This window comes from Pseudomonas sp. SDO524_S393, from assembly GCF_054071875.1.
This window is the reverse complement of the sequence record NZ_JBSVVZ010000012.1, coordinates 1-23739: the sequence shown is the minus strand read 5'-3', so window position 1 is coordinate 23739 and position 23739 is coordinate 1. Positions and strand designations below refer to the sequence as shown.

The window sequence follows — 23739 nt, the reverse complement described above, 5'->3', positions numbered from 1 at the left end:
GGGCAACGAAATGGGGCGCGTATCATACATGAAAAAATCCGCCGGTCCGTTGCCAACTGACCGGCGTATTACGCGTGTGGTGCTGAAAAAGGCGGGTTGCTGCGACTTATTCGTTGCGCATCAACGGGTAAAGCTCTTTGAGTAATTTTCGACGGCTGATGACCAACTGCCAACGGTGGCCACCCAACTGACGCCACAGCCGTGCCGAGCGAATACCGGCCAGCAGCAGCGCACGGATTTTCGAAGCGTTGTTGGGCTGTTGCAGGTTGCGCATGTCACCGTGCACCTGAATCCGCTGGCGCAGTGTGCTCAGGGTGTCCTGGTACAACGCGCCGCAGGCGGCGATCACGTTTTCGTGGGCCGGGCCGAAATGTTCCACCTGGGACTGAATCTGCGGCAAGCGGTTACCGATGGTTTCCAGCATGTCGTCGCGCTTGGCCAGTTGACGTTCGAGGCCGAGCATCGACAGGGCATAGCGCAGCGGCTCGCGCTGCAGGGTGCTGGGGTCGCGCTCCAGGGCGCCGATCAGCGCGCGGTAGCCTTCGCGCAGCGCCAGGTCGTCGCCGCCGTAGACTTCAAGGGTGTCCTTGGGGTCGCGGATCAGCAGACTGCCGAGCATGCAGGTCAGCCCGGCCTCGGTGACCTGGCCGGTCTTGGCGATCTTGTCCACCAGCACCGCCGCCAGAAACACACCGCCCAGCGCCGTCAATTGCTCCTGGATCGGGCTCATGCCGGGTTGCTCCAGGCTTCGGCCACTTCGATCACGCCGCCGCCCAGGCACACTTCACCGTCGTAAAACACCACCGACTGCCCAGGCGTCACCGCGCGTTGCGGCTCGTCGAAAGTCGCGCGGTAGCCGGTCGCGGTTTTTTCCAGGGTGCAAGCCTGGTCGCCCTGGCGATAACGCACCTTGGCGGTCAGGCGGCGCGGAGTGCTCAGGTCGATCGGATTGACCCAGTAGATCTCCGAGGCGAGCAGGGCGCCGGAGAACAGCAGCGGGTGTTCGTTGCCTTGACCAACGATCAGCACGTTGTTGACGAGGTCCTTGACCAGCACATACCACGGCTCGTCCCCGGCGTCTTTCAAGCCGCCGATACCCAACCCCTGGCGCTGGCCGATGGTGTGGTACATCAAGCCATGGTGGCGGCCGATGACTTCACCTTCGGTGGTCTTGATCTCGCCCGGTTGCGCCGGCAGGTACTGCTTGAGGAAGTCGCTGAAGCGGCGCTCGCCAATAAAGCAGATACCCGTGGAGTCTTTCTTCTTGGCGGTGGCCAGGCCGTGTTTCTCGGCGATCCGGCGCACTTCGGGTTTTTCCAGTTCGCCGACCGGGAACAGTGTCTTGGCGATCTGTTCGCCGCCGACGGCGTGCAGGAAATAGCTCTGGTCCTTGTTCGGGTCCAGGCCCTTGAGCAGTTCGGTGCGGTTTTCGATGTCGCGACGGCGCACGTAGTGGCCGGTGGCGATCAGGTCGGCGCCCAGCATCAGGGCGTAGTCGAGGAACGCCTTGAACTTGATTTCACGGTTGCACAGGATGTCCGGGTTCGGCGTGCGACCGGCCTTGTATTCGGCCAGGAAATGCTCGAACACGTTGTCCCAGTACTCGGCGGCGAAGTTGGCGGTGTGCAGCTTGATGCCGATCTTGTCGCACACGGCCTGGGCGTCCGCCAGGTCGTCCATGGCGGTGCAATATTCGGTTCCATCGTCTTCTTCCCAGTTCTTCATGAACAGGCCTTCCACCTCATAACCCTGCTCCATGAGCAGAACGGCGGAAACGGAAGAGTCCACGCCGCCGGACATGCCGACGATGACGCGCTTCTTTTGTGTGTCAGAAGGGGCTGGATCACGCATAGGGTTTCAACGGGTGTCTTGAAAAAGGACGCGATTCTAACAGGCTCGAGCCTGCAAGGCTAAAGAGAAGGGCGGATCAGCTCGAGACTGTGGCGCTGACCGGCCAGGTAATCGTCGATGCAGCGGATGATCAGTTCGCTGCGCCAGTCTTCACGCAGGGCAATCAGCTCGTCGCGGGTCAGCCAGCGGGCGCGGACGATGCCGTCGTCCAACGTGTACTCCGGATGATGTTTCAGCGCCTTGGCGATAAAGCACACGCGCTGGTAGGTCACGCCGTTGCTGGGCGCGGTGTACAGATAGATGCCGACAATGCCGGTGGCTTCGACGTCCCAGCCGGTTTCTTCCAGCGTCTCGCGCACCGCGGCTTCGGTCAGGGTTTCGTTCGGGTCCAGATGGCCGGCGGGCTGGTTGAGCACGGCGCGACCCCCCTTGAGTTCTTCAACCATCAGGAAACGGCCGTTGTCTTCGACGATGGTGGCGACGGTGATGTGAGGTTGCCAGCTCATGAGTCCCTCTCGATGGTTAAAAACGCTCGACATCATACGGGCCTGTTCGCGAGGCTTGCAAAAAACTGCTTTTCGCATAAATATATATTTTATTGTAAAAATTTATATTTTGTCGTGTGTTGGCGGAGTTCAATGCGCGATGGGTATTTGTGGATGAATGATTTCCCTATCTGGAGTGTGAGCAATGGCAACTATTGCAGTATTGGGCCTGGGCGCGATGGGTTCGCGCATGGCATTGAACCTGTTGCGGGCGGGGCATGCAGTGACGGTCTGGAACCGCAGCGCCAAGGCGGCAGAAGAGCTGGTCGCCGCCGGTGCACGACAGGCGACCACGCCGAGGGAGGCCGCCAGCGGCGCGTCGATTGTCTTGAGCATGGTGCGTGACGATGCAGCGTCCCGAGACGTGTGGTTGAGCCCGGAACACGGCGCCGCGGCGGGCATGGCGCCCGACAGCATCGCGATCGAGTCGTCCACGGTTTCCCACGAATGGATCCTGGCGCTGGGTAAGGCGTTGCAGGTCAAGGGCCTGGCCCTGATCGATGCGCCAGTGTCCGGTTCGCGACCGCAAGCCGAAGCTGCGCAATTGGTGTTTCTGGTGGGCGGCGCGCCGGCGGTGGTCGAGGCTGCTCGCACCGTGCTGCTGGCGATGGGCACTTCGTTGCATCACGTGGGGCCATTGGGGGCGGGTGCACTGGTCAAGCTGGCGACCAATGCGCTGCTGGGCGTTCAGGTCACGACCCTGGCCGAGCTGTTTGGCATGCTCGGCAAGCAGGGTGTCGACCTGACCAAGGCCTTCGATGCGGTGGCGGCAACCTCGGTGTCCAGCGTTGCCTCCCAACGCAGCGCGGCGTCCATGGCGGCGGGCAATTTTGCCCCGCAGTTCCCGGTGACGCTGATCGAAAAGGATTTCGGCTACGTGGTGAGCGCGGCGGGTGGCGCGCAGTTGGCGCCGACCATAGAAGCCTCGCGCCAGGTGTTCGGTACGGCTATCGAACAGGGCCTGGGTGACCTCAATATGACGGGCGTTGTGCGGCTGTTCACCGAAGGCTAAATCATACGAGTTTCCCGACAAACTCCAGCAACGCGCGGGTCTTGGCCGGAACATGGTGCCGCGACGGGTAGTACGCATACAGCGGGAAGCGCAAATCCGACCATTGCGGGAACACCGGCACCAGCTCACTGGCGGCCAGGTGTTTTTCCGCCCCCATTTCGAACAACTGCCCGATCCCCAGTCCGGCAAGGCAGGTACTGAACAAGGTGCCTGTCTCGTTGAGGGTCAGTGTGCCCTTGGGTTTCACCACCAGCTTCTTGCGCCCTTGATGAAACTCCCAGGGAAACGGCCTGCCGCTGATCGGTTCGCGGAACAGAATGCAGCGGTGCTGTCCGCTCTCCAGCTCCCGTGGGTGGCCGGGGTGCCCGAAGCGTTCCAGGTAAGCGGGCGAGGCCACGGCCAGTACGCGCGTGTCGAACAATTTTCTGGCCACCAGGGATGAAGCTTGCGGGTGGCCGAAACGTAAAGCCAGATCAAAGCCGTCAGCGATCAGGTCGCCCAGTTCGTCACGGCAACGCAGCTCCACTTCCAGCTCCGGGTGAGCATCCATGAACTGACCCAGGCGTGGGCCGAGGATGTGTTGGGCAAACAAGGGGTCGACGTTGACCCGCAAGCGTCCGCTGACTTTCTGCACTTCGCCGGCCGCACTGCCGGTGGCTTCCGCCAGCGCGGCAATCAGCGGCATCACCTGCTCATAGAATTGCCGGCCTTCGTCGGTCAGCCGCACCGAGCGCGTGGTGCGCTCGAATACGCGGATACCCAGGCGGGCCTCAAGCCGTGCAACCGAGCGGCTGACGCCTGACTGAGACATGTCCAGCGCTTCGGCGGCACCACCAAAGCTGCGGGTGTCGACCACGGCAGCCATCACATCGACGCCTTCGAGCAGGTGGGAGCTGAGGGTTGGCATTGTTGATTCCCGCGCATAAAAGTTATGACTTTCATGCTATCGCAATCATGGATACGTGACCGCAGAATTTCTCTGGCACACATCCTGGAGGTTTCTACATGGCACGTATTCTTATCACCGGTTCGTCCGATGGCCTTGGTCAGATGGCGGCCCGGCAATTGGTGGACGAAGGACACAGCGTGGTGCTGCATGCGCGCAATGCCGTGCGCGCCGCCTATGCCCTTGAGCAGGTGCCTGGCGCTGAAGCGGCATTGCACGCCGATTTGTCGAGCATTGAGCAAACCCGTGAGTTGGCCTCGCGCATCAATGCGATGGGCGAATTCGACGCGATCATTCATAACGCCGGTGTCGGTTTTGAAGAGCCGGTGCGAGTGGGAACCGTGGATGGCTTGCCCCATGTGTTCGCGATCAATGCTTTGGCGCCGTATATCCTCACGGCGCTGGTCAAGCGCCCAAGCCGCTTGATTTACGTCAGTTCGCGCATGCACTACTGCGCCGACGTGTCGTTGCAGGACCTGGCCTGGGAGCGGCGCCCGTGGAACGGCACGCGGGCTTATTCCGACTCTAAATTGCATAACGTTCTGCTGGCCTTTGCCGTGGCGCGGCGCTGGCCCGACGTGCTTTCCAACAGCCTGGAGCCCGGTTGGGTCTCGACCAAGCTGGGCGGCGAAGGAGCGACGGATGATCTGGAGCTGGCGCCGCGCACCCAGGCATGGCTGGCCGCCGGTACTGCTCGCGACAGCTACGTGACAGGCGGCTACTTCTATCACCAGCGTCCGGCTGCGCCGCTCAAGGCGGCATTTGACGTCGAGCTGCAGGATCGTTTTCTTGCGCAATGCGAGCAGCTGTCCGGTGTCGCGTTGCCGATTCACTGATCCTTTTTCTCAAATACCCATCTGGAACACTTCATGGAAACCACTGCTTCACATTTCGCTCCGGAAAACACGGGCGAAGGTCATCGGTTGGCCGTCTCCCGGGGTCGTAGCACAGCAGCGGTGCTGGCGCTGAGCCTGGGCTGTTTTTCGTTCGTCAGCACCGAGCTGATGCCGGTGGGTGTATTGCCGTCCATGGCAGCAGGCTTGGATGTATCGCTCGGACAAGCGGGCTATCTGGTCAGCTGCTTCGCGTTCGTGGTGGCGTTGACGGCGGCACCGTTGACCGGACTGCTCGGCTCGATCAACCGCAAGGCGCTGATGGCAATCCTGCTGGCGGTGTGCTGCGCAGGCAATCTGGTGACGTGGCTGGCCCCCAGCTACGCCGTGGTGCTGGTCGGGCGTTTGCTGGTGGCGGCCGCCATCGGGGTGTTCTGGTCGACGGCGGTGGTCACGGCGGTGCACCTGGTGCATGCCCGCAATGCGGTGCGCGCTACCCAGGCCGTATTTGCCGGGGTGTCGCTGGCGACTGTCCTCGGTATACCGGCAGGCACGGTGCTGGGTGAGCATCTTGGCTGGCGGGCGGTGTTCGCGGGGTTGGGGGCATTGAGTCTGGTGGTTTTCGTGGCGGTGACCTGGTCGGTACCGGCAGTGCGTATTTCGGGCGCGGCCACTCGGGATGCAATGGGCAGGGTGCTCAGGAGTGGGCCCTTGCTGGCAGTGTTCGCAGCGACGGCGTTGATCGTGACGGGTAACTTTCTGGCCTACACCTACATCACGCCCTACCTCGAACAATTGGCGCAGATGAGTGCGCTCGACATCAGCCGTCTACTGTTGGTCTATGGTGGTGCGGGGGTGGTGGCCAATTTCGTGGTGGGCCCTTTTGCCGGAAAATCGCTGAAAACCTGCCTGGTGCTGGTGACGGCGTTAATGGCGGCAGGGCTTGTGGCGTTGGGCTTGGCGCTGGTGAGCTTCATGATCATTCTGGCGATCTGGGGTGCAGCCTATGGCGCGATTCCCGTGCTGTTGCAGACGTCGGTGTTCAAGGGCGCCGCATTGATCGAGGGCGGGGCGGACGCGGCAACGTCCATCAATGTTGCGGTGTTCAACGCAGCCATTGGCCTTGGCGCATTGATCGGCGGGTTGATCATCAACGGGTCGGGGGTGAGCCTTATCCCGCCAGTGGCGGCAGGTTTCGTGCTGGCAGGGTTGGGCGTGGTGGTCGGGCTGGTTCGCAAGGCATGATGCTGGAACCGCGCATAAACAAAAGCCCCGGCACATGGCCGGGGCTTTTTTGCAGCGTTTACAACCTTACTTCAGCGCAGCGATGGCGGCGTTGAGGGTGTTGCTTGGACGCATGGCCTTGGCGGTCAGCTCCGGGTTCGGCGCGTAGTAGCCACCGATTTCCACTGGCTTGCCTTGAACGGCGTTGAGTTCGGCAACGATGGTTGCTTCGTTCGCGGTCAGGGTCTTGGCCAGCTCGCTGAAGCGCGCTTGCAGGTCGGTGTCTTCGGTCTGGGCAGCCACGGCCTGAGCCCAGTACAGCGCCAGGTAGAAGTGGCTGCCGCGGTTGTCGATGTTGCCGACTTTGCGCGATGGCGACTTGTTGTTGTCGAGGAACTGGCCGGTGGCCTGGTCCAGGGTCTTGGACAGTACCAGGGCTTTCGGGTTGTTGTAGTTCACACCCAAATGCTCGAGGGACGCGGCCAGGGCCAGGAACTCGCCTAGGGAATCCCAGCGCAGGAAGTTCTCTTCAACCAGTTGCTGCACGTGTTTCGGGGCCGAACCGCCGGCGCCGGTTTCGAACAGGCCACCGCCGTTCATCAGCGGCACGATGGAGAGCATCTTGGCGCTGGTGCCCAGTTCCATGATCGGGAACAGGTCGGTCAGGTAGTCACGCAGTACGTTGCCTGTCACCGAGATGGTGTCCAGGCCCTTGCGGGTACGTTCCAGGGTGAACTTCATCGCGTCGACCGGCGACATGATGCGGATGTCCAGGCCTTCGGTGTTGTGGTCTTTCAGGTAAGCCTGAACTTTCTCGACCACGACGCCATCGTGGGCGCGCAGCGGGTCCAGCCAGAACACGGCCGGGGTGTTGCTGGCGCGGGAACGGTTGACGGCCAGTTTGACCCAGTCCTGGATCGGCGCGTCTTTGGTCTGGCACATGCGGAAGATGTCGCCGGTTTGCACCGCTTGTTCCATCAGCACGCGGCCACTGCTGTCGGACACGCGAACCACGCCGTCAGCCTTGATCTGGAAGGTCTTGTCGTGGGAGCCGTACTCTTCGGCTTTCTGCGCCATCAGGCCCACGTTCGGCACGCTGCCCATGGTGGTTGGATCGAACGCACCATTGGCTTTGCAATCTTCGATTACGGCCTGGTAGATGGTGGCGTAGCAGCGATCCGGGATCACGGCCTTGGTGTCGTGCAGTTGGCCGTCGGTGCCCCACATCTTGCCGGAGTCACGGATCATGGCCGGCATCGAGGCGTCGACGATTACGTCGCTCGGCACGTGCAGGTTGGTGATGCCTTTGTCGGAGTTGACCATCGCCAGGGATGGGCGAACGGCGTAGACAGCCTGGATGTCGGCTTCGATCTGCGCTTGCTGTTCAGCCGGCAGGGCCTTGATGCGGGCGTACAGATCGCCGATGCCGTTGTTCAGGTTGAAGCCGATCTGGGCCAGCACGTCGGCGTGCTTGGCCAGGGCATCTTTATAGAACTCGGCAACGATCTGGCCGAACATGATCGGGTCGGAGACCTTCATCATGGTGGCTTTGAGGTGAACCGACAGCAGCACGCCTTGTTTCTTGGCGTCTTCGATTTCGGCGGCGATGAAGTCACGCAGCGCCGCTTTGCTCATGACGGAGCAGTCGAGGATCTCGCCGGCCTGGGCCTTGGTCTTTTCTTTCAGGACCGAAACGCTACCGTCCTGGGCGATCAGCTCGATCTTGACCGTGTCGGCCGCTTCGATCTGTACGGCTTTTTCGCTGCCGTAGAAGTCGCCGGCGGCCATATGCGCCACGTGGGACTTGGAGTCCTTGGCCCAGGCGCCCATCTTGTGCGGGTGCTTGCGTGCATAGTTCTTGACCGACAGCGGGGCGCGACGGTCGGAGTTGCCTTCGCGCAGAACCGGGTTCACGGCACTGCCCTTGACCTTGTCGTAACGCGCGCGGGTTTCTTTTTCCGCGTCGGTGGTTACGGTTTCCGGGTAATCCGGCAGGGCATAGCCCTGGGCTTGCAGCTCCTTGATCGCGGCCAGCAGTTGCGGCTGGGAGGCGCTGATGTTCGGCAGCTTGATGATGTTGGCATCAGGGGTAACGGCCAGGGCGCCCAGTTCGGCGAGGTGGTCCGGTACGGCCTTGGCGCCCAGTTGCTCGGGGAAGCTTGAGAGGATGCGCCCGGCAAGGGAAATGTCGCGGGTTTCCACGGCAATATCAGCTGAAGCGGTGAAGGCCTCTACGATAGGCAGCAGTGAATAGGTGGCGAGGGCTGGGGCTTCGTCGGTGAAGGTGTAGATGATCTTCGAGCGGGTGGGCATATTCGGATTAACTCTCTTCTTTGCTGAAAGCGTGCGCAGAAACTCGAGATGCGCCGGGTGGAGCGCGTTCGTTCAAAGTCATCCATGAGCGAAATGTCGAGGTTTCTTCGCGGTGATGTTGGGTTGCATCAGTCGAGCGTCAAGCGGGTGGACTATTGTAATAGTCCTGCTTTCTGGCTGAGGGCTACTGTCTAGAGCGGTCAGCTGTCGTGACTCTTGGGTCAGCGGCGGCATTATACATAGGTCGCTATGCTTACGCCGAGCCTTCATACAAAAGGTGTGTCGTCCATTGGTCTAAAGGTCGCAGGCAACGGGTTGCGCCCCTTGTCGCACAATGTGCTCAAGATTGGCGCTTTTCCCTTGGCTTTCAGGCTTGTAGTCGACTAAGTACGCTGTTTTCGATGCAAATGAGCAGGGCGTGAGGTTTCGAACGTCATTTATCTGGAGTAGGCTCGAACGCAGCCAGATGTTCAATCCATAGAGGGAGTTCAACATGGGATACCAGAAGATTCAGGTTCCGGCAGTCGGCGACAAAATCACCGTCAACGCAGACCATTCTCTCAACGTTCCGGACAACCCGATCATCCCGTTCATCGAGGGCGACGGCATTGGTGTCGACATCAGCCCGGTCATGATCAAGGTTGTCGATGCCGCTGTGGCAAAGGCCTACGGCGGAAAGCGCAAGATCTCCTGGATGGAGGTGTATGCCGGCGAGAAGGCGACCCAAGTCTACGATCAGGACACCTGGCTGCCTCAGGAAACCCTGGATGCGGTCAAGGATTACGTGGTGTCCATCAAGGGACCGCTGACCACGCCGGTTGGTGGCGGTATCCGCTCGCTGAACGTGGCCCTGCGTCAGCAACTTGATCTGTATGTGTGCCTGCGCCCGGTGCGCTGGTTCGAAGGCGTGCCCAGCCCGGTCAAGAAGCCCGGCGATGTAGACATGACCATCTTTCGCGAGAACTCCGAAGACATTTATGCCGGTATCGAATGGAAGGCCGGCTCGCCCGAAGCGGTAAAAGTGATCAAGTTCCTCAAGGAGGAAATGGGCGTCACCAAGATCCGTTTCGATCAGGATTGCGGGATCGGTGTGAAACCGGTCTCGAAAGAAGGCACCAAGCGCCTGGCGCGCAAGGCCCTTCAATATGTGGTCGATAACGACCGCAGCTCGCTGACCATCGTGCACAAGGGCAACATCATGAAGTTCACCGAAGGGGCCTTCAAGGAATGGGCCTACGAAGTGGCGGCCGAGGAGTTCGGCGCGACCTTGCTTGACGGTGGCCCGTGGATGCAGTTCAAGAACCCGAAGACCGGCAAGAATGTGGTGGTCAAGGATGCGATCGCCGATGCCATGCTCCAACAGATCCTGTTGCGCCCGGCCGAATATGATGTGATTGCAACCCTCAACCTCAATGGCGACTACCTTTCCGACGCGCTGGCGGCGGAAGTGGGGGGTATCGGTATCGCGCCGGGCGCCAACCTGTCCGACACAGTGGCGATGTTTGAAGCGACCCACGGCACCGCGCCGAAATATGCGGGCAAGGACCAGGTCAATCCGGGGTCATTGATCCTGTCGGCGGAAATGATGCTGCGTCATATGGGTTGGACCGAGGCGGCGGACTTGATCATCAAGGGCACCAACGGGGCGATTGGCGCCAAAACCGTGACCTATGACTTCGAGCGCCTGATGGAGGGTGCGAAGCTGGTGTCTTCGTCGGGCTTTGGTGATGCGTTGATTTCCCATATGTAGGGCGCAAAAAAAACCGGCCACTTCGAACTGAATGAGGTGGCCGGTCTTCTGTCGTGATTGCACGCTCGGCCCAGGATCAGGCCGTTACTTTCTTCTCTTTATGAGCGCTGGGTGTTTCGGAGGCTGCAGGGGCGCTCGTGGCGGCAGAGATGTCCACGGCGTGCAACCCTTTGGGGCCTTGAATGATTTCAAAATTTACAGGCTGGCCCGCTTTCAGCGTTTTGTATCCATCCATCTTGATCGCTGAATAGTGCGCAAAGAGATCTTCGGACTTGCCGTCTTCTACGACAAATCCATAGCCTTTGGCATTGTTGAACCATTTGACCTTACCGCTTGCCATAACCATATCCCTCTGCACCAGACTCCATCACTGGAGTATCATCCAGTTTATCCGTCCTAACCCGAATAAATAAGGTTGACTGCGCGGACCTTTTTTACCCACTGTGGGTTCTATTGGTTGTAACACCGATTCGCCGATAGTCAAGGCGGCCTGGCGGTAAGAGTTGAAATTCTGACAGGTCGCCCCCACCACTGTATTTGAACCACTGACGAACCTTCTTTCCATGCATGCAAACAGCCAGATTCGACTAACATTCAATCAGGATCGCCCGGATCAGGAACACGATGACGACGGTTCTGCAGGCATTGCTGTTCAGGAGGCCAAGCCTGCTCTACAGGCGCCGCCGATGTACAAGGTGGTTTTGTTCAATGATGACTACACACCGATGGATTTCGTCGTCGAAGTGCTCGAGGTGTTTTTTAACCTGAACCGCGAGTTGGCGACCAAGGTAATGCTGGCCGTTCACACAGAAGGACGGGCAGTATGTGGAGTGTTTACCCGCGACATCGCCGAGACAAAGGCCATGCAGGTCAACCAGTACGCCAGGGAAAGCCAGCATCCGCTACTCTGTGAAATCGAGAAGGACGGTTAACGCCGACCACTTGGGTATGAGGTGAAGCTATGTTAAACCGCGAGCTCGAAGTCACCCTCAATCTTGCCTTCAAGGAGGCCCGTTCGAAGCGTCATGAGTTCATGACCGTCGAGCACCTGCTGCTGGCACTTTTGGATAACGAAGCTGCCGCCACCGTTCTGCGTGCGTGCGGCGCCAACCTCGACAAACTCAAGCATGACCTGCAGGAGTTTATCGACTCCACCACGCCACTGATCCCCGTGCATGACGAGGACCGCGAAACCCAGCCGACCCTGGGCTTTCAGCGGGTATTGCAGCGTGCTGTTTTCCACGTACAGAGCTCCGGCAAGCGTGAAGTCACTGGCGCCAACGTGCTGGTGGCGATCTTCAGTGAACAGGAAAGCCAGGCAGTGTTCCTGCTGAAACAGCAGAGCGTTGCCCGTATCGATGTCGTCAACTACATCGCCCACGGTATCTCCAAGGTGCCTGGGCACGGCGATCATTCCGAGGGTGAGCAGGATATGCAGGACGACGAGGGCGGTGAGTCTTCTTCTTCGGGCAATCCACTGGATGCCTATGCCAGCAACCTCAACGAACTGGCGCGCCAGGGGCGGATCGATCCGCTCGTGGGGCGTGAGCTCGAGGTCGAGCGTGTTGCGCAGATCCTCGCTCGCCGTCGCAAGAACAATCCGCTGCTGGTGGGAGAGGCAGGCGTGGGTAAAACCGCGATTGCCGAAGGCCTGGCCAAGCGTATCGTCGATAATCAGGTACCTGACCTGCTGGCCAATAGCGTCGTCTACTCCCTTGACCTGGGCGCGTTGCTCGCCGGGACCAAGTACCGTGGCGATTTCGAGAAGCGCTTCAAGGCGTTGCTCGGCGAGCTGAAAAAACGCCCGCAAGCCATCCTGTTCATCGACGAAATCCACACCATCATCGGTGCCGGTGCGGCGTCGGGTGGGGTGATGGACGCATCCAACCTGCTCAAGCCACTGTTGTCGTCGGGTGATATCCGTTGCATCGGCTCGACCACCTTCCAGGAGTTTCGCGGCATCTTCGAGAAAGACCGTGCCTTGGCGCGTCGCTTCCAGAAGGTCGATGTGTCCGAGCCTTCGGTCGAAGACACCGTCGGCATCCTGCGCGGGCTCAAGGGGCGTTTCGAGGCGCACCATGGCATCGAATACACCGATGAAGCCCTGCGTTCGGCGGCCGAGCTGGCGTCGCGCTACATCAACGACCGGCACATGCCGGACAAAGCCATCGATGTGATCGACGAGGCGGGCGCCTTCCAGCGTCTGCAGCCGGTGGAGAAGCGCGTCAAGCGTATCGATGTGCCGCAGGTCGAGGACATCGTGGCGAAGATCGCGCGCATTCCGCCAAAACACGTCACCAGCTCCGACAAGGAACTGCTGCGTAATCTGGAGCGCGACCTGAAGCTGACCGTGTTCGGTCAGGATGCGGCCATCGATTCGCTGTCCACTGCGATCAAATTGTCCCGGGCCGGTCTCAAGTCGCCGGACAAACCGGTGGGTTCGTTCCTGTTCGCAGGCCCGACCGGCGTCGGCAAGACCGAGGCCGCGCGGCAATTGGCCAAGGCCATGGGGATCGAACTGGTGCGGTTCGACATGTCCGAGTACATGGAGCGCCACACCGTGTCGCGCCTGATCGGTGCGCCTCCGGGCTATGTCGGCTTTGACCAGGGTGGCCTGCTGACCGAGGCGATTACCAAGCAACCGCATTGCGTATTGCTGCTGGATGAAATCGAGAAGGCGCATCCGGAAGTCTTCAACCTGCTGCTGCAGGTCATGGACCACGGTACCCTGACCGACAACAACGGGCGCAAGGCGGATTTCCGCAACGTGATCGTGATCATGACCACCAACGCCGGTGCCGAAACCGCCGCGCGGGCTTCGATCGGCTTCAGCCATCAGGATCATTCTTCCGATGCGATGGAAGTGATCAAGAAGAGCTTCACGCCCGAGTTCCGCAACCGTCTGGACACCATTATCCAGTTTGGTCGCCTCAGCCATGAGGTCATCAAAAGTGTGGTGGACAAGTTCCTCACCGAACTTCAGGCGCAGTTGGAAGACAAGCGCGTGCAGCTGGAGGTTACGGACGCGGCGCGCAGCTGGCTGGCCGAGGGTGGCTACGATGCGGCAATGGGCGCTCGCCCAATGGCGCGTCTGATCCAGGACAAGATCAAGCGGCCATTGGCCGAAGAGATCCTGTTTGGCGAACTCTCGGACCATGGTGGCGTGGTGCACATCGATCTCAAGGATGGCGAGCTGACCTTCGAGTTCGAAACCACGGCTGAAATGGCTTGATCGATCGTTGAAAAAAGCAAAGGCGCCGAAAGGCGCCTTTTTGCTGTCTTGATAGGCGGGGTGGTCAATATCTATTGAGTGGTAAAGATCAAATGTGGGAGCTGGCTTGCCTGCTCCCACAGGGTCAAGTGGTGACTGTTAAATCGCGCGCACACAAAAACGCCCGGCATAACCGGGCGTTTTGTATTGACTTGCTTAGCGAGCGCGGTAAGTGATGCGCCCTTTGCTCAAGTCATAGGGCGTCAGCTCGACGCGCACTTTGTCACCGGTAAGAATACGAATGTAGTTCTTGCGCATCTTGCCGGAGATATGCGCGGTTACGACGTGCCCATTTTCCAACTCCACACGAAACATGGTGTTGGGCAGGGTGTCGACGACAGTGCCTTCCATTTCGAAGCTGTCTTCTTTCGACATGCAGTAAAGCCCTCGGTATCCAGTGAATGGCCCGGTGCAACTGCGCCAGGCAAAAGCGGCGTGCATTGTGCCCGAAAAAGGGGGGGCAAGCCAAGGGGTTCTAGTTAAGCGTGACCCATCTTTGGTTAATCAGCAGTTCAATAGGCCGATATTGGGTCTTGTAGTTCATCTTTTTGCAGTTTTTGATCCAGTAGCCGAGATACACCGCCTCCAATTCCAGGCGCAACGCTTCGCCGATTTGCCACAGGATGGCGAAGCGACCCAGGCTGCGACGCTCTTCGGCGGGCTCATAAAAGGTGTAGACCGCCGACAGGCCATTGGGCAGCAGATCGGTCACGGCCACGGCGACCAGTCGGCCGTCGAGGCGAAACTCATAGAAGCGTGAAAACGGCAGTTCGCGCACCAGGAAGGTGGAAAACTGGTCGCGGCTGGGTGGAAACATATCGCCATCGGCGTGGCGTTCTTCGATATAGCGCTGATACAGGTCGAAATATTCTTCGGTAAAGCGCGGCTTGGCCGGCGTCACGGTCAGGTCGGCGTTGCGCTTGAGGATGCGCTTCTGATTACGGTCCGGCAGAAACTGCGCCACGGGGATGCGTGCCGGAACGCAGGCATTGCAGTTCTGGCAGTGTGGCCGGTACAGATGGTCGCCGCTGCGCCGAAAGCCCATTTCCGACAGGTCGGCGTACACATGCACATCCATTGGCTGGCTGGGGTCGAGGAACAGCGTGGTCGCCTGCTCATCGGGCAGATAGCTGCAAGAGTGGGGTTGAGTGGCATAAAACTTCAAGCGCGCCAACTCGGTCATGGTCAACCCTCGGATAAGCTTTGAAATAAGTGTAAGCCAGGTGCGAGGAAGTCGCCTAGCAAACCCACGGTCCAGAGCTGGGTTGATCCAGATGATCGCGCAAAAAGCCCGCGAAGTCGCTACGGGGAATGGAGCGGGCACCCAGGCTGTGCAGATGTTCGTTGGGCATCTGGCAGTCGATCAGCACAAACCCCCAGGCCTGCAATTGTCTGACCAGCGTGGCAAAACCGAACTTCGAGGCATTATCGGCACGGCTGAACATGGATTCACCGAAAAACAGTTGGCCCATGGCTAGGCCGTACAGGCCGCCGACCAGCTCGGGTCCATCCCAGACTTCCACTGAATGGGCATGGCCGCGGCGGTGAAGTTCCAGATAGGCACTCTGAATGCCTTCGGTGATCCAGGTGCCATCGGCATAGGCGCGGGGTGCGGCGCAGGCGCGGATGACGGCGGCAAAATCCTGGTCGAAGGTCACGCGATACCGCTGTTGGCGCAACAGCTTGGCGAGGCTGCGGGAAACATGCAGTTCGTCCGGGAAGATCACGGTGCGTGGGTCCGGCGACCACCAGAGAATGGGCTGGCCTTCGGAGAACCATGGAAAGCAGCCGTGGCGATAGGCTTGCACCAGTCGCTCGGCTGACAGGTCGCCGCCGGCGGCCAGCAGGCCGTTGGGTTCACGCATGGCCTTGGCCAATGGCGGGAAGGTCAGGGTATCGCGTTGTAACCAGGTCAGCATGGCATCCAGGCTTGCGGAAGGGGAGGGGAGTGGCAGGCGAGCAACCTGCCGCGGGAATGGTGATTATTGTCGACGCGGCGCTCTGGGGCCAGCCCGAATCCGGGATTGGGGTGTATTAGCATAAGTGGGTGTTTCTGCAACTTGGTGCTGGCGATGTGGTCGTAATCGGGTCTGACCCATGCAGGCCATTTGCCAAGCTTGCCTGGATTGGCAAAAACAGCTCATAAGCCTTTGTCAGCAAAGACAATGCATGCTCAAATTGGACATGTCGTGACACATAAATTGGCTATGCTGCTGGGTGAAGGGCAAGGGCGTGGCATCGCGGACGCAAACCCGTACAATGCGGCCAGTGTGGCGCTTTCGTCATTTCATCAAGCAAACATGCTGCATTAAACGTAGATTCAACGACGCTCGTTCATTTTTCACCTGCCCGGATGGGGCAGTCTTTACAGTCATTCAATAGATGGACGCGCTGAAGGCGCAGGAAAAGACCCGTTTTGAAGAAATCCGCCGCAGTACCCAAAGCAGCAGTTGTGCCGGCCTGGCGTCAGCACCTGCATTACCGACTCAAGGAAGGCGCGCTGATCGCGATCGGCGCGCTGTGCCTGTTCCTGATGATGGCCTTGATCACGTACGGCAAGGACGATCCGGGCTGGAGTCACGACAGCAAGATCGAAGACGTGCAGAACTTCGGTGGGCCTGCCGGTTCCTACAGCGCCGATATCCTGTTCATGGTGCTGGGTTACTTCGCCTATATCTTCCCGCTGCTGCTGGCGATCAAGACCTGGCAGATCTTCCGTCAGCGTCACGAGCCGTGGCAGTGGAGCGGCTGGCTGTTTTCCTGGCGCCTGATCGGCCTGGTGTTCCTGGTGCTGTCCGGCGCTGCGCTGGCCCATATCCATTTTCATGCACCCACCGGCCTGCCGGCGGGCGCCGGTGGGGCGCTGGGCGAAAGCCTCGGCGACCTGGCGCGCAGAACCCTGAATATCCAGGGCAGCACCCTGATGTTCATCGCGCTGTTCCTGTTCGGTCTCACGGTGTTCACTGACCTGTCGTGGTTCAAGGTGATGGACGTCACCGGCAAGATCACCCTCGACCTGCTTGAGTTGTTCCAGGGCGCGGCCAACCGCTGGTGGGCGGCGCGTGTCGACCGCAAGCGCATGGTGGCGCAACTGCGCGAGGTGGACACCCGCGTCAACGAAGTGGTGGCCCCAAGTACGCCGGACCGGCGTGAGCAGGCCAAGGTCAAGGAGCGCCTGATCGAGCGCGAGCAGGCCCTGAGCAAACACATGTCGGACCGCGAGAAACAGGTGCCGCCGGTGATCGCCGCCGCGCCGCCCAAACCGCCGGAGCCGAGCCACCGCGTGCAGAAAGAGAAACAGGCACCGTTGTTCGTCGACAGTGCCGTCGAGGGCACCTTGCCACCGATCTCGATTCTCGATCCGGCCGAAAAGAAACAGCTCAACTATTCGCCGGAGTCCCTGGCGGCAGTGGGGCATCTGCTGGAAATCAAGCTTAAGGAATTCGGCGTCGAAGTCGCCGTGGACTCGATCCACCCCGGCCCGGTCATTACCCGTTACGAAATCCAGCCGGCTGCCGGTGTGAAGGTCAGCCGCATCGCCAACCTGGCGAAGGACCTGGCCCGTTCCCTGGCCGTGACCAGCGTGCGCGTGGTGGAAGTGATTCCAGGCAAGACCACCGTGGGTATCGAGATTCCCAACGAAGACCGCCAGATCGTGCGCTTCTCCGAAGTGCTGTCCACGCCGGAGTACGACAACTTCAAGTCGCCGGTTACCCTGGCTCTGGGGCATGACATCGGCGGCAAGCCGGTGATCACCGACCTCGCCAAAATGCCGCACCTGCTGGTGGCCGGTACCACTGGTTCCGGTAAGTCGGTGGGCGTGAACGCGATGATTCTGTCGATCCTGTTCAAGTCCGGCCCGGACGACGCCAAGCTGATCATGATCGACCCGAAAATGCTCGAGCTGTCGATCTACGAAGGCATTCCGCATTTGCTGTGCCCGGTGGTCACCGATATGAAAGACGCCGCCAACGCCCTGCGTTGGAGCGTCGCCGAGATGGAGCGACGCTACAAGCTGATGGCCAAGATGGGGGTGCGCAACCTGTCGGGCTTCAACGCCAAGATCAAGGAAGCCCACGACCGTGGCGAGACCATCGATGACCCGCTGTACAAGCGCGAAAGCATTCACGACGAAGCGCCGAAACTGACCAAGCTGCCGACCATCGTGGTGGTGGTCGACGAATTCGCCGACATGATGATGATCGTCGGCAAGAAGGTCGAAGAGCTCATTGCGCGGATCGCCCAGAAGGCCCGTGCCGCCGGTATTCACCTGATCCTCGCGACCCAGCGTCCGTCGGTGGACGTAATCACCGGCCTGATCAAGGCGAACATCCCGACGCGCATGGCGTTCCAGGTGTCGAGCAAGATCGACTCGCGGACCATCATCGACCAGGGCGGCGCCGAACAGTTGCTGGGCCACGGCGACATGCTCTACATGCCGCCGGGCACCAGCCTGCCGATTCGCGTGCATGGTGCGTTCGTTTCCGACGATGAAGTGCACCGCGTGGTGGAGGCCTGGAAGCTGCGTGGCGCGCCGGAATACAACGACGACATCCTCAACGGTGTCGAAGAGGCTGGAAGTGGCTTCGAAAATGGCGGCGGTGGCGGCGAAGAAGACGCGGAAACCGATGCGCTGTATGACGAAGCCGTGGCGTTCGTGCTCGAAAGCCGTCGCGCCTCGATTTCTGCGGTGCAACGCAAGCTGAAGATCGGCTACAACCGCGCCGCCCGCATGATCGAGGCCATGGAAATGGCCGGCGTCGTGACCGCAATGAACACCAACGGCTCGCGTGAAGTCATCGCCCCCGGGCAGATGCGCGACTGATCACGGGCCGCGTGGCAGCACGCGGCTCGCCCTGACGACTCAATGAGGATTCCCATGCGTCTTATCCGCCTGCTGTTGTTGCCGGCACTGGCCCTGACCGCTGTTTCGGCGCACGCCGACCCGGCCTCCGTCGCCAGCCTGAAGAACCTGTTGGACAAGTCCCAGACCCTGACCGCGCGTTTTTCCCAACTGACCCTGGATGCCGGTGGCACCCAATTGCAGGAAACCGCGGGCGAAATGGCCGTGCAGCGTCCCGGGCTGTTCTACTGGCATACCGAAGGCAAGGCCGAGCAGACCATCGTCTCGGATGGCCAGAAGGTCACCCTGTGGGATCCGGACCTGGAACAGGCAACCATCAAGAAGCTCGACCCGCGCCTGAACCAGACGCCGGCGCTGTTGCTGTCGGGTGATGTGTCGAAGATCAACGACAGCTTCGATATCACCTCCAAGCAAACCAGCAACGTGATCGAATTCACCCTCAAGCCAAAATCCAAGGACACGCTGTTCGACACCCTGTCCCTGTCGTTCGGCAATGGTGTGATCAACAACATGCGCCTGGTCGACAGTGTCGGTCAGCGTACCGATATCCTGTTCTCCGGGGTCAAGGCCAACCAACCGGTGCCGGCCTCCACGTTCAAGTTCGACATCCCCAAGGGTGCCGACGTGATCCAGGAATAACACGCTGCCCATGGACCTGTTTCGCAGTGACCCGATTGCCCAGCCCTTGGCCGCGCGCTTGCGTTCGACCAACCTGGATGAGTACGTCGGTCAGGAACACCTGCTCGCTCGCGGCAAGCCTTTGCGCGAAGCGCTGGAGCAGGGCGCCTTGCATTCGATGATTTTCTGGGGGCCGCCGGGGGTGGGCAAAACCACCTTGGCGCGGCTGCTGGCAAAGGTTTCGGATGCGCACTTCGAAACGGTCTCGGCGGTGCTCGCCGGGGTCAAAGAGATTCGCCAGGCGGTGGATGTGGCCAAGCAGCAGGCCGGGCAGTACGGCAAGCGCACCATTCTGTTCGTCGACGAAGTGCATCGTTTCAACAAGTCGCAGCAGGACGCGTTCCTGCCTTATGTCGAAGACGGCACGCTGATCTTCATCGGTGCCACCACCGAAAACCCCTCGTTCGAACTCAACAACGCTTTGCTTTCGCGGGCGCGGGTCTATGTGCTCAAGAGCCTGGACGAAGCGGCGATGCGCAAGCTCTTGCAGCGCGCCCTGAACGAAGACAAGGGGCTGGGCAAGCGCCAGTTGAGTGTCAGCGATGACGGTTTCCAGATTCTGTTGACCGCTGCCGACGGCGATGGCCGACGCTTTCTCAACCTGCTGGAAAATGCTTCCGACCTGGCCGAAGACGGCGGCGAGATTGGTGTCGACCTGTTGCAGAGCTTGCTCGGCGATACGCGCCGACGCTTCGACAAGGGCGGCGAAGCCTTCTATGACCAGATTTCGGCGCTGCATAAATCCGTGCGCGGCTCCAACCCGGACGGCGCGCTGTACTGGTTTGCGCGCATGATCGATGGTGGTTGCGATCCGTTGTACCTGGCCCGCCGTGTCGTGCGCATGGCCAGCGAAGACATCGGCAACGCCGACCCGCGCGCCCTGAGCCTGTGCCTGGCGGCCTGGGATGTACAGGAGCGCCTCGGCAGCCCCGAAGGCGAGCTGGCGGTGGCGCAGGCCATTACTTACCTGGCCTGTGCGCCGAAAAGCAATGCGGTGTACATGGGGTTCAAATCGGCCTTGCGTGCCGCCGCCGAGCATGGCTCCCTGGAAGTGCCGCTGCACTTGCGCAATGCGCCGACCAAGTTGATGAAGCAACTCGGTTATGGCGATGAATACCGCTATGCCCATGACGAGCCGGACGCCTATGCGGCCGGCGAAGATTATTTCCCGGAGGCGCTCGAGCCGCAGCCGTTCTACCAGCCGGTGCCCCGTGGCCTGGAGCTGAAGATCGGGGAAAAGCTCAATCACCTCGCCCAACTCGATCGACTCAGCCCCAGGCAGCGGAGAAAGTAGTGCTCAAGACGATTCTTGCCGTGTCCGTCGCCGGCATCGCTGGTACATTATTGCGTTTCGCCACCGGCACTTGGGTCAGCGCCAATTGGCCGAAGCATTTTTATGCGGCGACACTGGCGGTCAACCTGGTGGGCTGTCTGATCATCGGGCTGTTGTACGGCTGGTTCCTGTTGCGCCCGGAAGTGCCGATTGAAATTCGTGCCGGCTTGATTGTCGGCTTTGTAGGCGGTCTGACGACCTTTTCATCCTTTTCACTGGATACGCTGCGCCTGCTGGAAAGCGGGCAGGCCCCGGTCGCCTTCGGGTACCTGGCCATCAGTGTGTTCGGCGGGCTGCTCGCCACCTGGGCCGGCCTGTCCTTGACCAAACTTTGATAAACGAGAGACCGACATGCTCGATTCCAAACTGTTACGTAGCAACCTTCAGGACGTAGCGGACCGCCTGGCATCCCGTGGCTTTGCCTTGGATGTTGCGCGCATCGAAGCGCTGGAAGAACAGCGCAAGACCGTCCAGACCCGCACCGAAGCACTGCAGGCTGAGCGGAATGCGCGCTCCAAATCCATCGGTCAGGCCAAGCAGCGTGGCGAAGACATCGCACCGCTGATGGCGGACGTCGAGCGCATGGGCACCGAGCTGTCCGATGGCAAAGTCGAGCTGGAGAACATTCAAAAGGCGTTGGACGACATCCTGCTGGGCATTCCCAACCTGCCGCATGAGTCGGTCCCGGTGGGCGAGGACGAAGACGGCAACGTCGAAGTGCGCCGTTGGGGCACGCCCAAAGCCTTCGATTTCGAGGTCAAGGACCACGTTGCCCTGGGTGAGCTGACCGGCGGCCTGGACTTCGAAACCGCCGCCAAGATGTCCGGTGCGCGCTTTGCCTTGCTGCGCGGCCCGATCGCGCGTCTGCACCGTGCCCTGGCGCAGTTCATGATCAACCTGCACACCGGCGAGCACGGCTATGAAGAGGCTTACACGCCTTATCTGGTCCAGGCGCCTGCTCTGGAGGGCACTGGCCAGCTGCCGAAATTCGAAGAGGATCTGTTCAAGATCACTCGTGAGGGGGAAGCGGACTTCTATCTGATCCCGACTGCTGAAGTGTCGCTGACCAACATCGTGTCCGGCGAGATCCTCGACGCCAAGCAACTGCCGTTGAAATTCGTCGCCCATAGCCCGTGCTTCCGCAGTGAGGCCGGTGCTTCGGGGCGCGACACCCGCGGCATGATCCGCCAACACCAGTTCGACAAGGTCGAGATGGTGCAGGTGGTGGAGCCTTCGACGTCGATGCAGGCGCTGGAAGGCATGACCGCCAACGCCGAGCGCGTGCTGCAACTGCTGGAACTGCCGTACCGTGTGCTGGCGCTGTGCACCGGCGACATGGGTTTCAGTGCCGTGAAGACCTACGACCTCGAAGTCTGGGTGCCGAGCCAGGACAAATACCGCGAGATTTCGTCGTGCTCCAACTGTGGCGATTTCCAGGCCCGCCGCATGCAGGCGCGTTTCCGCAACCCGGAAACCGGCAAGCCGGAGCTGGTGCACACCCTCAACGGTTCGGGCCTGGCCGTAGGCCGTACCCTCGTGGCAGTGCTGGAAAACTACCAGCAGGCCGACGGTTCGATCCGCGTGCCGGACGTGCTCAAGCCGTACATGGCGGGCGTCGAGGTCATCGGCTAAATGGAATTTCTGCCGCTGTTTCATAACCTGCGCGGCAGTCGCGTGTTGGTCGTCGGCGGTGGGGAGATTGCCTTGCGCAAATCCCGGCTGCTGGCCGATGCCGGTGCAGTGCTGCGGGTGGTTGCTCCCCAGATCGAAAGCCAACTCAATGAGTTGGTGCTGGGCAGTGGCGGGGAACTGATTCTGCGCGGTTATCAGGAGGCCGACCTCGATGGTTGCACCCTGATCATCGCCGCTACCGACGATGAACCACTGAACGCGCAAGTGTCCAGTGACGCCAAGCGTCGTTGTGTGCCGGTCAATGTGGTGGACGCGCCGGCCTTGTGCAGCGTGATCTTCCCGGCGATTGTCGACCGTTCACCGTTGGTGATCGCGGTGTCCAGCGGCGGCGACGCGCCGGTGCTGGCACGCTTGATTCGCGCCAAGCTGGAAACCTGGATTCCGTCCACCTATGGTCAGTTGGCCGGGCTGGCGGCGCGGTTTCGGGCTCAGGTCAAAAGCCTTTACCCGGATGTACAGCAACGTCGTGCGTTCTGGGAAGACGTGTTTCAAGGTCCGATTGCCGACCGCCAGCTGGCCGGGCAGGGTGCCGAGGCCGAACGCCTGTTGATCGAGAAGGTCAACGGCGCTCCGCCGGATGCGCCGGGTGAGGTGTATCTGGTGGGCGCAGGCCCTGGCGACCCGGACTTGCTGACCTTCCGCGCGCTGCGCCTGATGCAGCAGGCCGACGTGGTGCTGTACGACCGCCTGGTCGCACCGGCGATTCTCGAGCTGTGTCGCCGTGACGCCGAGCGCGTATACGTCGGCAAGCGTCGCGCCGACCACGCCGTGCCCCAGGACCAGATCAACCAGCAACTGGTGGACCTGGCTCGCCAGGGCAAGCGCGTGCTGCGTCTCAAGGGTGGCGACCCGTTTATCTTTGGACGCGGTGGTGAAGAGATCGAGGAGCTGGCGGCCCACGGCATCCCGTTCCAGGTGGTACCGGGCATCACGGCGGCCAGCGGTTGTGCGGCCTATGCCGGGATTCCGCTGACCCACCGCGATTATGCGCAGTCGGTGCGCTTCATCACCGGGCATTTGAAGGACGGCACGTCGGACCTGCCCTGGCATGACTTGGTGGGACCGTCCCAGACCCTGGTGTTCTACATGGGGCTGATCGGGTTGCCGATCATCTGCGAACAGCTGATCCAGCATGGGCGTGCAGCGGACACTCCGGCAGCGTTGATCCAGCAGGGCACCACGTCCAACCAGCGTGTATTCACTGGCACCCTGGCCGACCTGCCGCGCCTGGTGGCGGAACATGAAGTGCATGCGCCGACACTGGTGATCGTGGGTGAGGTGGTGGTGCTGCGCGAGAAGCTCAAGTGGTTCGAAGGGGCCCAGGCTGAGGTTTGATCCTGAAACCTCAGCATGTGGTGAGCGGGCTTGTCCCGGTACAAACCGGAGACATCGTTTACATTTCTAACCGGGGACATGGTTTACAGGCT

Annotated in this window: 21 protein-coding genes; 12 read left to right on the top strand and 9 right to left on the bottom strand. The window is 60.7% G+C overall.

The genetic code is table 11. The features are described 5' to 3' along the window. Positions 1-106: 106 nt before the first annotated feature. Genes hflD through ACW9IB_RS07700 form a run of 3 tightly spaced genes read right to left on the bottom strand, consistent with a single transcriptional unit; the run spans position 107 to position 2357 of the window. Positions 107-730, bottom strand: a complete 624-nt coding sequence (gene hflD / locus ACW9IB_RS07710; RefSeq protein WP_457364135.1) for a high frequency lysogenization protein HflD — start codon at positions 728-730, stop codon at positions 107-109. Further along, entirely contained in the window at positions 727-1851 is a 1125-nt protein-coding gene (mnmA, locus tag ACW9IB_RS07705) for a tRNA 2-thiouridine(34) synthase MnmA (RefSeq protein ID WP_457364134.1), read from the bottom strand. The genes hflD and mnmA overlap by 4 nt, the downstream gene beginning before the upstream one ends. Positions 1852-1910: 59 nt before the next feature. Continuing rightward, on the bottom strand, positions 1911-2357 hold the full coding sequence (locus ACW9IB_RS07700; RefSeq protein ID WP_457364133.1) for an NUDIX hydrolase: 447 nt from the start codon (positions 2355-2357) through the stop codon (positions 1911-1913). 184 nt (positions 2358-2541) lie between these two features. Here ACW9IB_RS07700 and ACW9IB_RS07695 point away from each other — a divergent pair, with 184 nt between their 5' ends. After that, positions 2542-3408, top strand: a complete 867-nt coding sequence (locus ACW9IB_RS07695; RefSeq protein ID WP_457413053.1) for an NAD(P)-dependent oxidoreductase — start codon at positions 2542-2544, stop codon at positions 3406-3408. A gap of 1 nt (position 3409) precedes the next feature. Here the strand turns inward: ACW9IB_RS07695 and ACW9IB_RS07690 are convergent, their stop codons facing one another. After that, on the bottom strand, positions 3410-4315 hold the full coding sequence (locus tag ACW9IB_RS07690; RefSeq protein WP_457413051.1) for a LysR family transcriptional regulator: 906 nt from the start codon (positions 4313-4315) through the stop codon (positions 3410-3412). A gap of 98 nt (positions 4316-4413) precedes the next feature. On the opposite strand from ACW9IB_RS07690, the gene ACW9IB_RS07685 reads away from it, so the two are divergent. Beyond that, positions 4414-5190, top strand: coding sequence for an SDR family NAD(P)-dependent oxidoreductase (locus ACW9IB_RS07685; RefSeq protein WP_457413049.1), 777 nt, complete (start codon positions 4414-4416; stop codon positions 5188-5190). A 33-nt stretch (positions 5191-5223) separates the two neighbouring features. Beyond that, positions 5224-6432, top strand: a complete 1209-nt coding sequence (locus ACW9IB_RS07680) for an MFS transporter (RefSeq protein WP_457413047.1) — start codon at positions 5224-5226, stop codon at positions 6430-6432. Positions 6433-6498: 66 nt separating this feature from the next. On the opposite strand, the gene ACW9IB_RS07675 is transcribed toward ACW9IB_RS07680, so the two are convergent. After that, complete coding sequence (locus ACW9IB_RS07675; RefSeq protein WP_457413045.1) at positions 6499-8724, bottom strand: NADP-dependent isocitrate dehydrogenase; 2226 nt, start codon at positions 8722-8724, stop codon at positions 6499-6501. A gap of 493 nt (positions 8725-9217) precedes the next feature. On the opposite strand from ACW9IB_RS07675, the gene icd reads away from it, so the two are divergent. After that, entirely contained in the window at positions 9218-10474 is a 1257-nt protein-coding gene (gene icd / locus ACW9IB_RS07670; RefSeq protein ID WP_457364127.1) for an NADP-dependent isocitrate dehydrogenase, read from the top strand. A 76-nt stretch (positions 10475-10550) separates the two neighbouring features. Here the strand turns inward: icd and cspD are convergent, their stop codons facing one another. Further along, a complete protein-coding gene (gene cspD, locus ACW9IB_RS07665) occupies positions 10551-10814 on the bottom strand; it encodes a cold shock domain-containing protein CspD (RefSeq protein WP_457413043.1) in 264 nt (87 codons plus the stop codon). Positions 10815-11037: 223 nt separating this feature from the next. On the opposite strand from cspD, the gene clpS reads away from it, so the two are divergent. Together clpS and clpA are read left to right on the top strand one after the other, a co-directional pair. After that, positions 11038-11406 carry an ATP-dependent Clp protease adapter ClpS gene (clpS, locus tag ACW9IB_RS07660; RefSeq protein ID WP_005789091.1) on the top strand — a complete coding sequence of 123 codons (369 nt, stop codon included), beginning with the start codon at positions 11038-11040 and terminating at the stop codon, positions 11404-11406. Positions 11407-11435: 29 nt separating this feature from the next. Beyond that, entirely contained in the window at positions 11436-13706 is a 2271-nt protein-coding gene (gene clpA, locus ACW9IB_RS07655) for an ATP-dependent Clp protease ATP-binding subunit ClpA (RefSeq protein ID WP_457364125.1), read from the top strand. A gap of 195 nt (positions 13707-13901) precedes the next feature. On the opposite strand, the gene infA is transcribed toward clpA, so the two are convergent. The 3 genes from infA to aat form a co-directional block, all read right to left on the bottom strand. Continuing rightward, positions 13902-14120: a translation initiation factor IF-1 gene (gene infA / locus ACW9IB_RS07650; RefSeq protein WP_002553999.1), complete on the bottom strand. Its 219-nt coding sequence runs from the start codon at positions 14118-14120 to the stop codon at positions 13902-13904. 100 nt (positions 14121-14220) lie between these two features. Next, positions 14221-14928: an arginyltransferase gene (locus ACW9IB_RS07645; RefSeq protein WP_457364124.1), complete on the bottom strand. Its 708-nt coding sequence runs from the start codon at positions 14926-14928 to the stop codon at positions 14221-14223. A gap of 55 nt (positions 14929-14983) precedes the next feature. After that, positions 14984-15664 carry a leucyl/phenylalanyl-tRNA--protein transferase gene (gene aat / locus ACW9IB_RS07640; RefSeq protein WP_457364123.1) on the bottom strand — a complete coding sequence of 227 codons (681 nt, stop codon included), beginning with the start codon at positions 15662-15664 and terminating at the stop codon, positions 14984-14986. A 497-nt stretch (positions 15665-16161) separates the two neighbouring features. Between aat and ACW9IB_RS07635 the strand changes: the two genes are divergently transcribed. From ACW9IB_RS07635 to cysG, 6 genes are read left to right on the top strand one after another with little or no spacing between them, the layout of a single operon-like run. Then, positions 16162-18570, top strand: coding sequence for a DNA translocase FtsK (locus tag ACW9IB_RS07635; protein ID WP_457364122.1), 2409 nt, complete (start codon positions 16162-16164; stop codon positions 18568-18570). Positions 18571-18624: 54 nt separating this feature from the next. Then, positions 18625-19248: an outer membrane lipoprotein chaperone LolA gene (gene lolA / locus ACW9IB_RS07630; RefSeq protein WP_457364121.1), complete on the top strand. Its 624-nt coding sequence runs from the start codon at positions 18625-18627 to the stop codon at positions 19246-19248. A 10-nt stretch (positions 19249-19258) separates the two neighbouring features. After that, entirely contained in the window at positions 19259-20581 is a 1323-nt protein-coding gene (locus tag ACW9IB_RS07625) for a replication-associated recombination protein A (protein WP_457413041.1), read from the top strand. Beyond that, positions 20581-20955, top strand: a complete 375-nt coding sequence (gene crcB, locus ACW9IB_RS07620) for a fluoride efflux transporter CrcB (RefSeq protein WP_457364119.1) — start codon at positions 20581-20583, stop codon at positions 20953-20955. The genes ACW9IB_RS07625 and crcB overlap by 1 nt, the downstream gene beginning before the upstream one ends. A gap of 16 nt (positions 20956-20971) precedes the next feature. Continuing rightward, positions 20972-22252: a serine--tRNA ligase gene (gene serS / locus ACW9IB_RS07615; RefSeq protein ID WP_457413039.1), complete on the top strand. Its 1281-nt coding sequence runs from the start codon at positions 20972-20974 to the stop codon at positions 22250-22252. Beyond that, complete coding sequence (cysG, locus tag ACW9IB_RS07610) at positions 22253-23647, top strand: siroheme synthase CysG (RefSeq protein ID WP_457413037.1); 1395 nt, start codon at positions 22253-22255, stop codon at positions 23645-23647. Positions 23648-23739: the final 92 nt, after the last annotated feature.

What these genes read in the sequence shown, in the direction of transcription:
- hflD (WP_457364135.1), bottom strand. Translation starts at nt 730, where the DNA reads ATGAGCCCGATCCAGGAGCAATTGACGGCGCTGGGCGGTGTGTTTCTG.
- mnmA (WP_457364134.1), bottom strand. Translation starts at nt 1,851, where the DNA reads ATGCGTGATCCAGCCCCTTCTGACACACAAAAGAAGCGCGTCATCGTC.
- ACW9IB_RS07700 (WP_457364133.1), bottom strand. Translation starts at nt 2,357, where the DNA reads ATGAGCTGGCAACCTCACATCACCGTCGCCACCATCGTCGAAGACAAC.
- ACW9IB_RS07695 (WP_457413053.1), top strand. Translation starts at nt 2,542, where the DNA reads ATGGCAACTATTGCAGTATTGGGCCTGGGCGCGATGGGTTCGCGCATG.
- ACW9IB_RS07690 (WP_457413051.1), bottom strand. Translation starts at nt 4,315, where the DNA reads ATGCCAACCCTCAGCTCCCACCTGCTCGAAGGCGTCGATGTGATGGCT.
- ACW9IB_RS07685 (WP_457413049.1), top strand. Translation starts at nt 4,414, where the DNA reads ATGGCACGTATTCTTATCACCGGTTCGTCCGATGGCCTTGGTCAGATG.
- ACW9IB_RS07680 (WP_457413047.1), top strand. Translation starts at nt 5,224, where the DNA reads ATGGAAACCACTGCTTCACATTTCGCTCCGGAAAACACGGGCGAAGGT.
- ACW9IB_RS07675 (WP_457413045.1), bottom strand. Translation starts at nt 8,724, where the DNA reads ATGCCCACCCGCTCGAAGATCATCTACACCTTCACCGACGAAGCCCCA.
- icd (WP_457364127.1), top strand. Translation starts at nt 9,218, where the DNA reads ATGGGATACCAGAAGATTCAGGTTCCGGCAGTCGGCGACAAAATCACC.
- cspD (WP_457413043.1), bottom strand. Translation starts at nt 10,814, where the DNA reads ATGGCAAGCGGTAAGGTCAAATGGTTCAACAATGCCAAAGGCTATGGA.
- clpS (WP_005789091.1), top strand. Translation starts at nt 11,038, where the DNA reads ATGCATGCAAACAGCCAGATTCGACTAACATTCAATCAGGATCGCCCG.
- clpA (WP_457364125.1), top strand. Translation starts at nt 11,436, where the DNA reads ATGTTAAACCGCGAGCTCGAAGTCACCCTCAATCTTGCCTTCAAGGAG.
- infA (WP_002553999.1), bottom strand. Translation starts at nt 14,120, where the DNA reads ATGTCGAAAGAAGACAGCTTCGAAATGGAAGGCACTGTCGTCGACACC.
- ACW9IB_RS07645 (WP_457364124.1), bottom strand. Translation starts at nt 14,928, where the DNA reads ATGACCGAGTTGGCGCGCTTGAAGTTTTATGCCACTCAACCCCACTCT.
- aat (WP_457364123.1), bottom strand. Translation starts at nt 15,664, where the DNA reads ATGCTGACCTGGTTACAACGCGATACCCTGACCTTCCCGCCATTGGCC.
- lolA (WP_457364121.1), top strand. Translation starts at nt 18,625, where the DNA reads ATGCGTCTTATCCGCCTGCTGTTGTTGCCGGCACTGGCCCTGACCGCT.
- ACW9IB_RS07625 (WP_457413041.1), top strand. Translation starts at nt 19,259, where the DNA reads ATGGACCTGTTTCGCAGTGACCCGATTGCCCAGCCCTTGGCCGCGCGC.
- serS (WP_457413039.1), top strand. Translation starts at nt 20,972, where the DNA reads ATGCTCGATTCCAAACTGTTACGTAGCAACCTTCAGGACGTAGCGGAC.
- cysG (WP_457413037.1), top strand. Translation starts at nt 22,253, where the DNA reads ATGGAATTTCTGCCGCTGTTTCATAACCTGCGCGGCAGTCGCGTGTTG.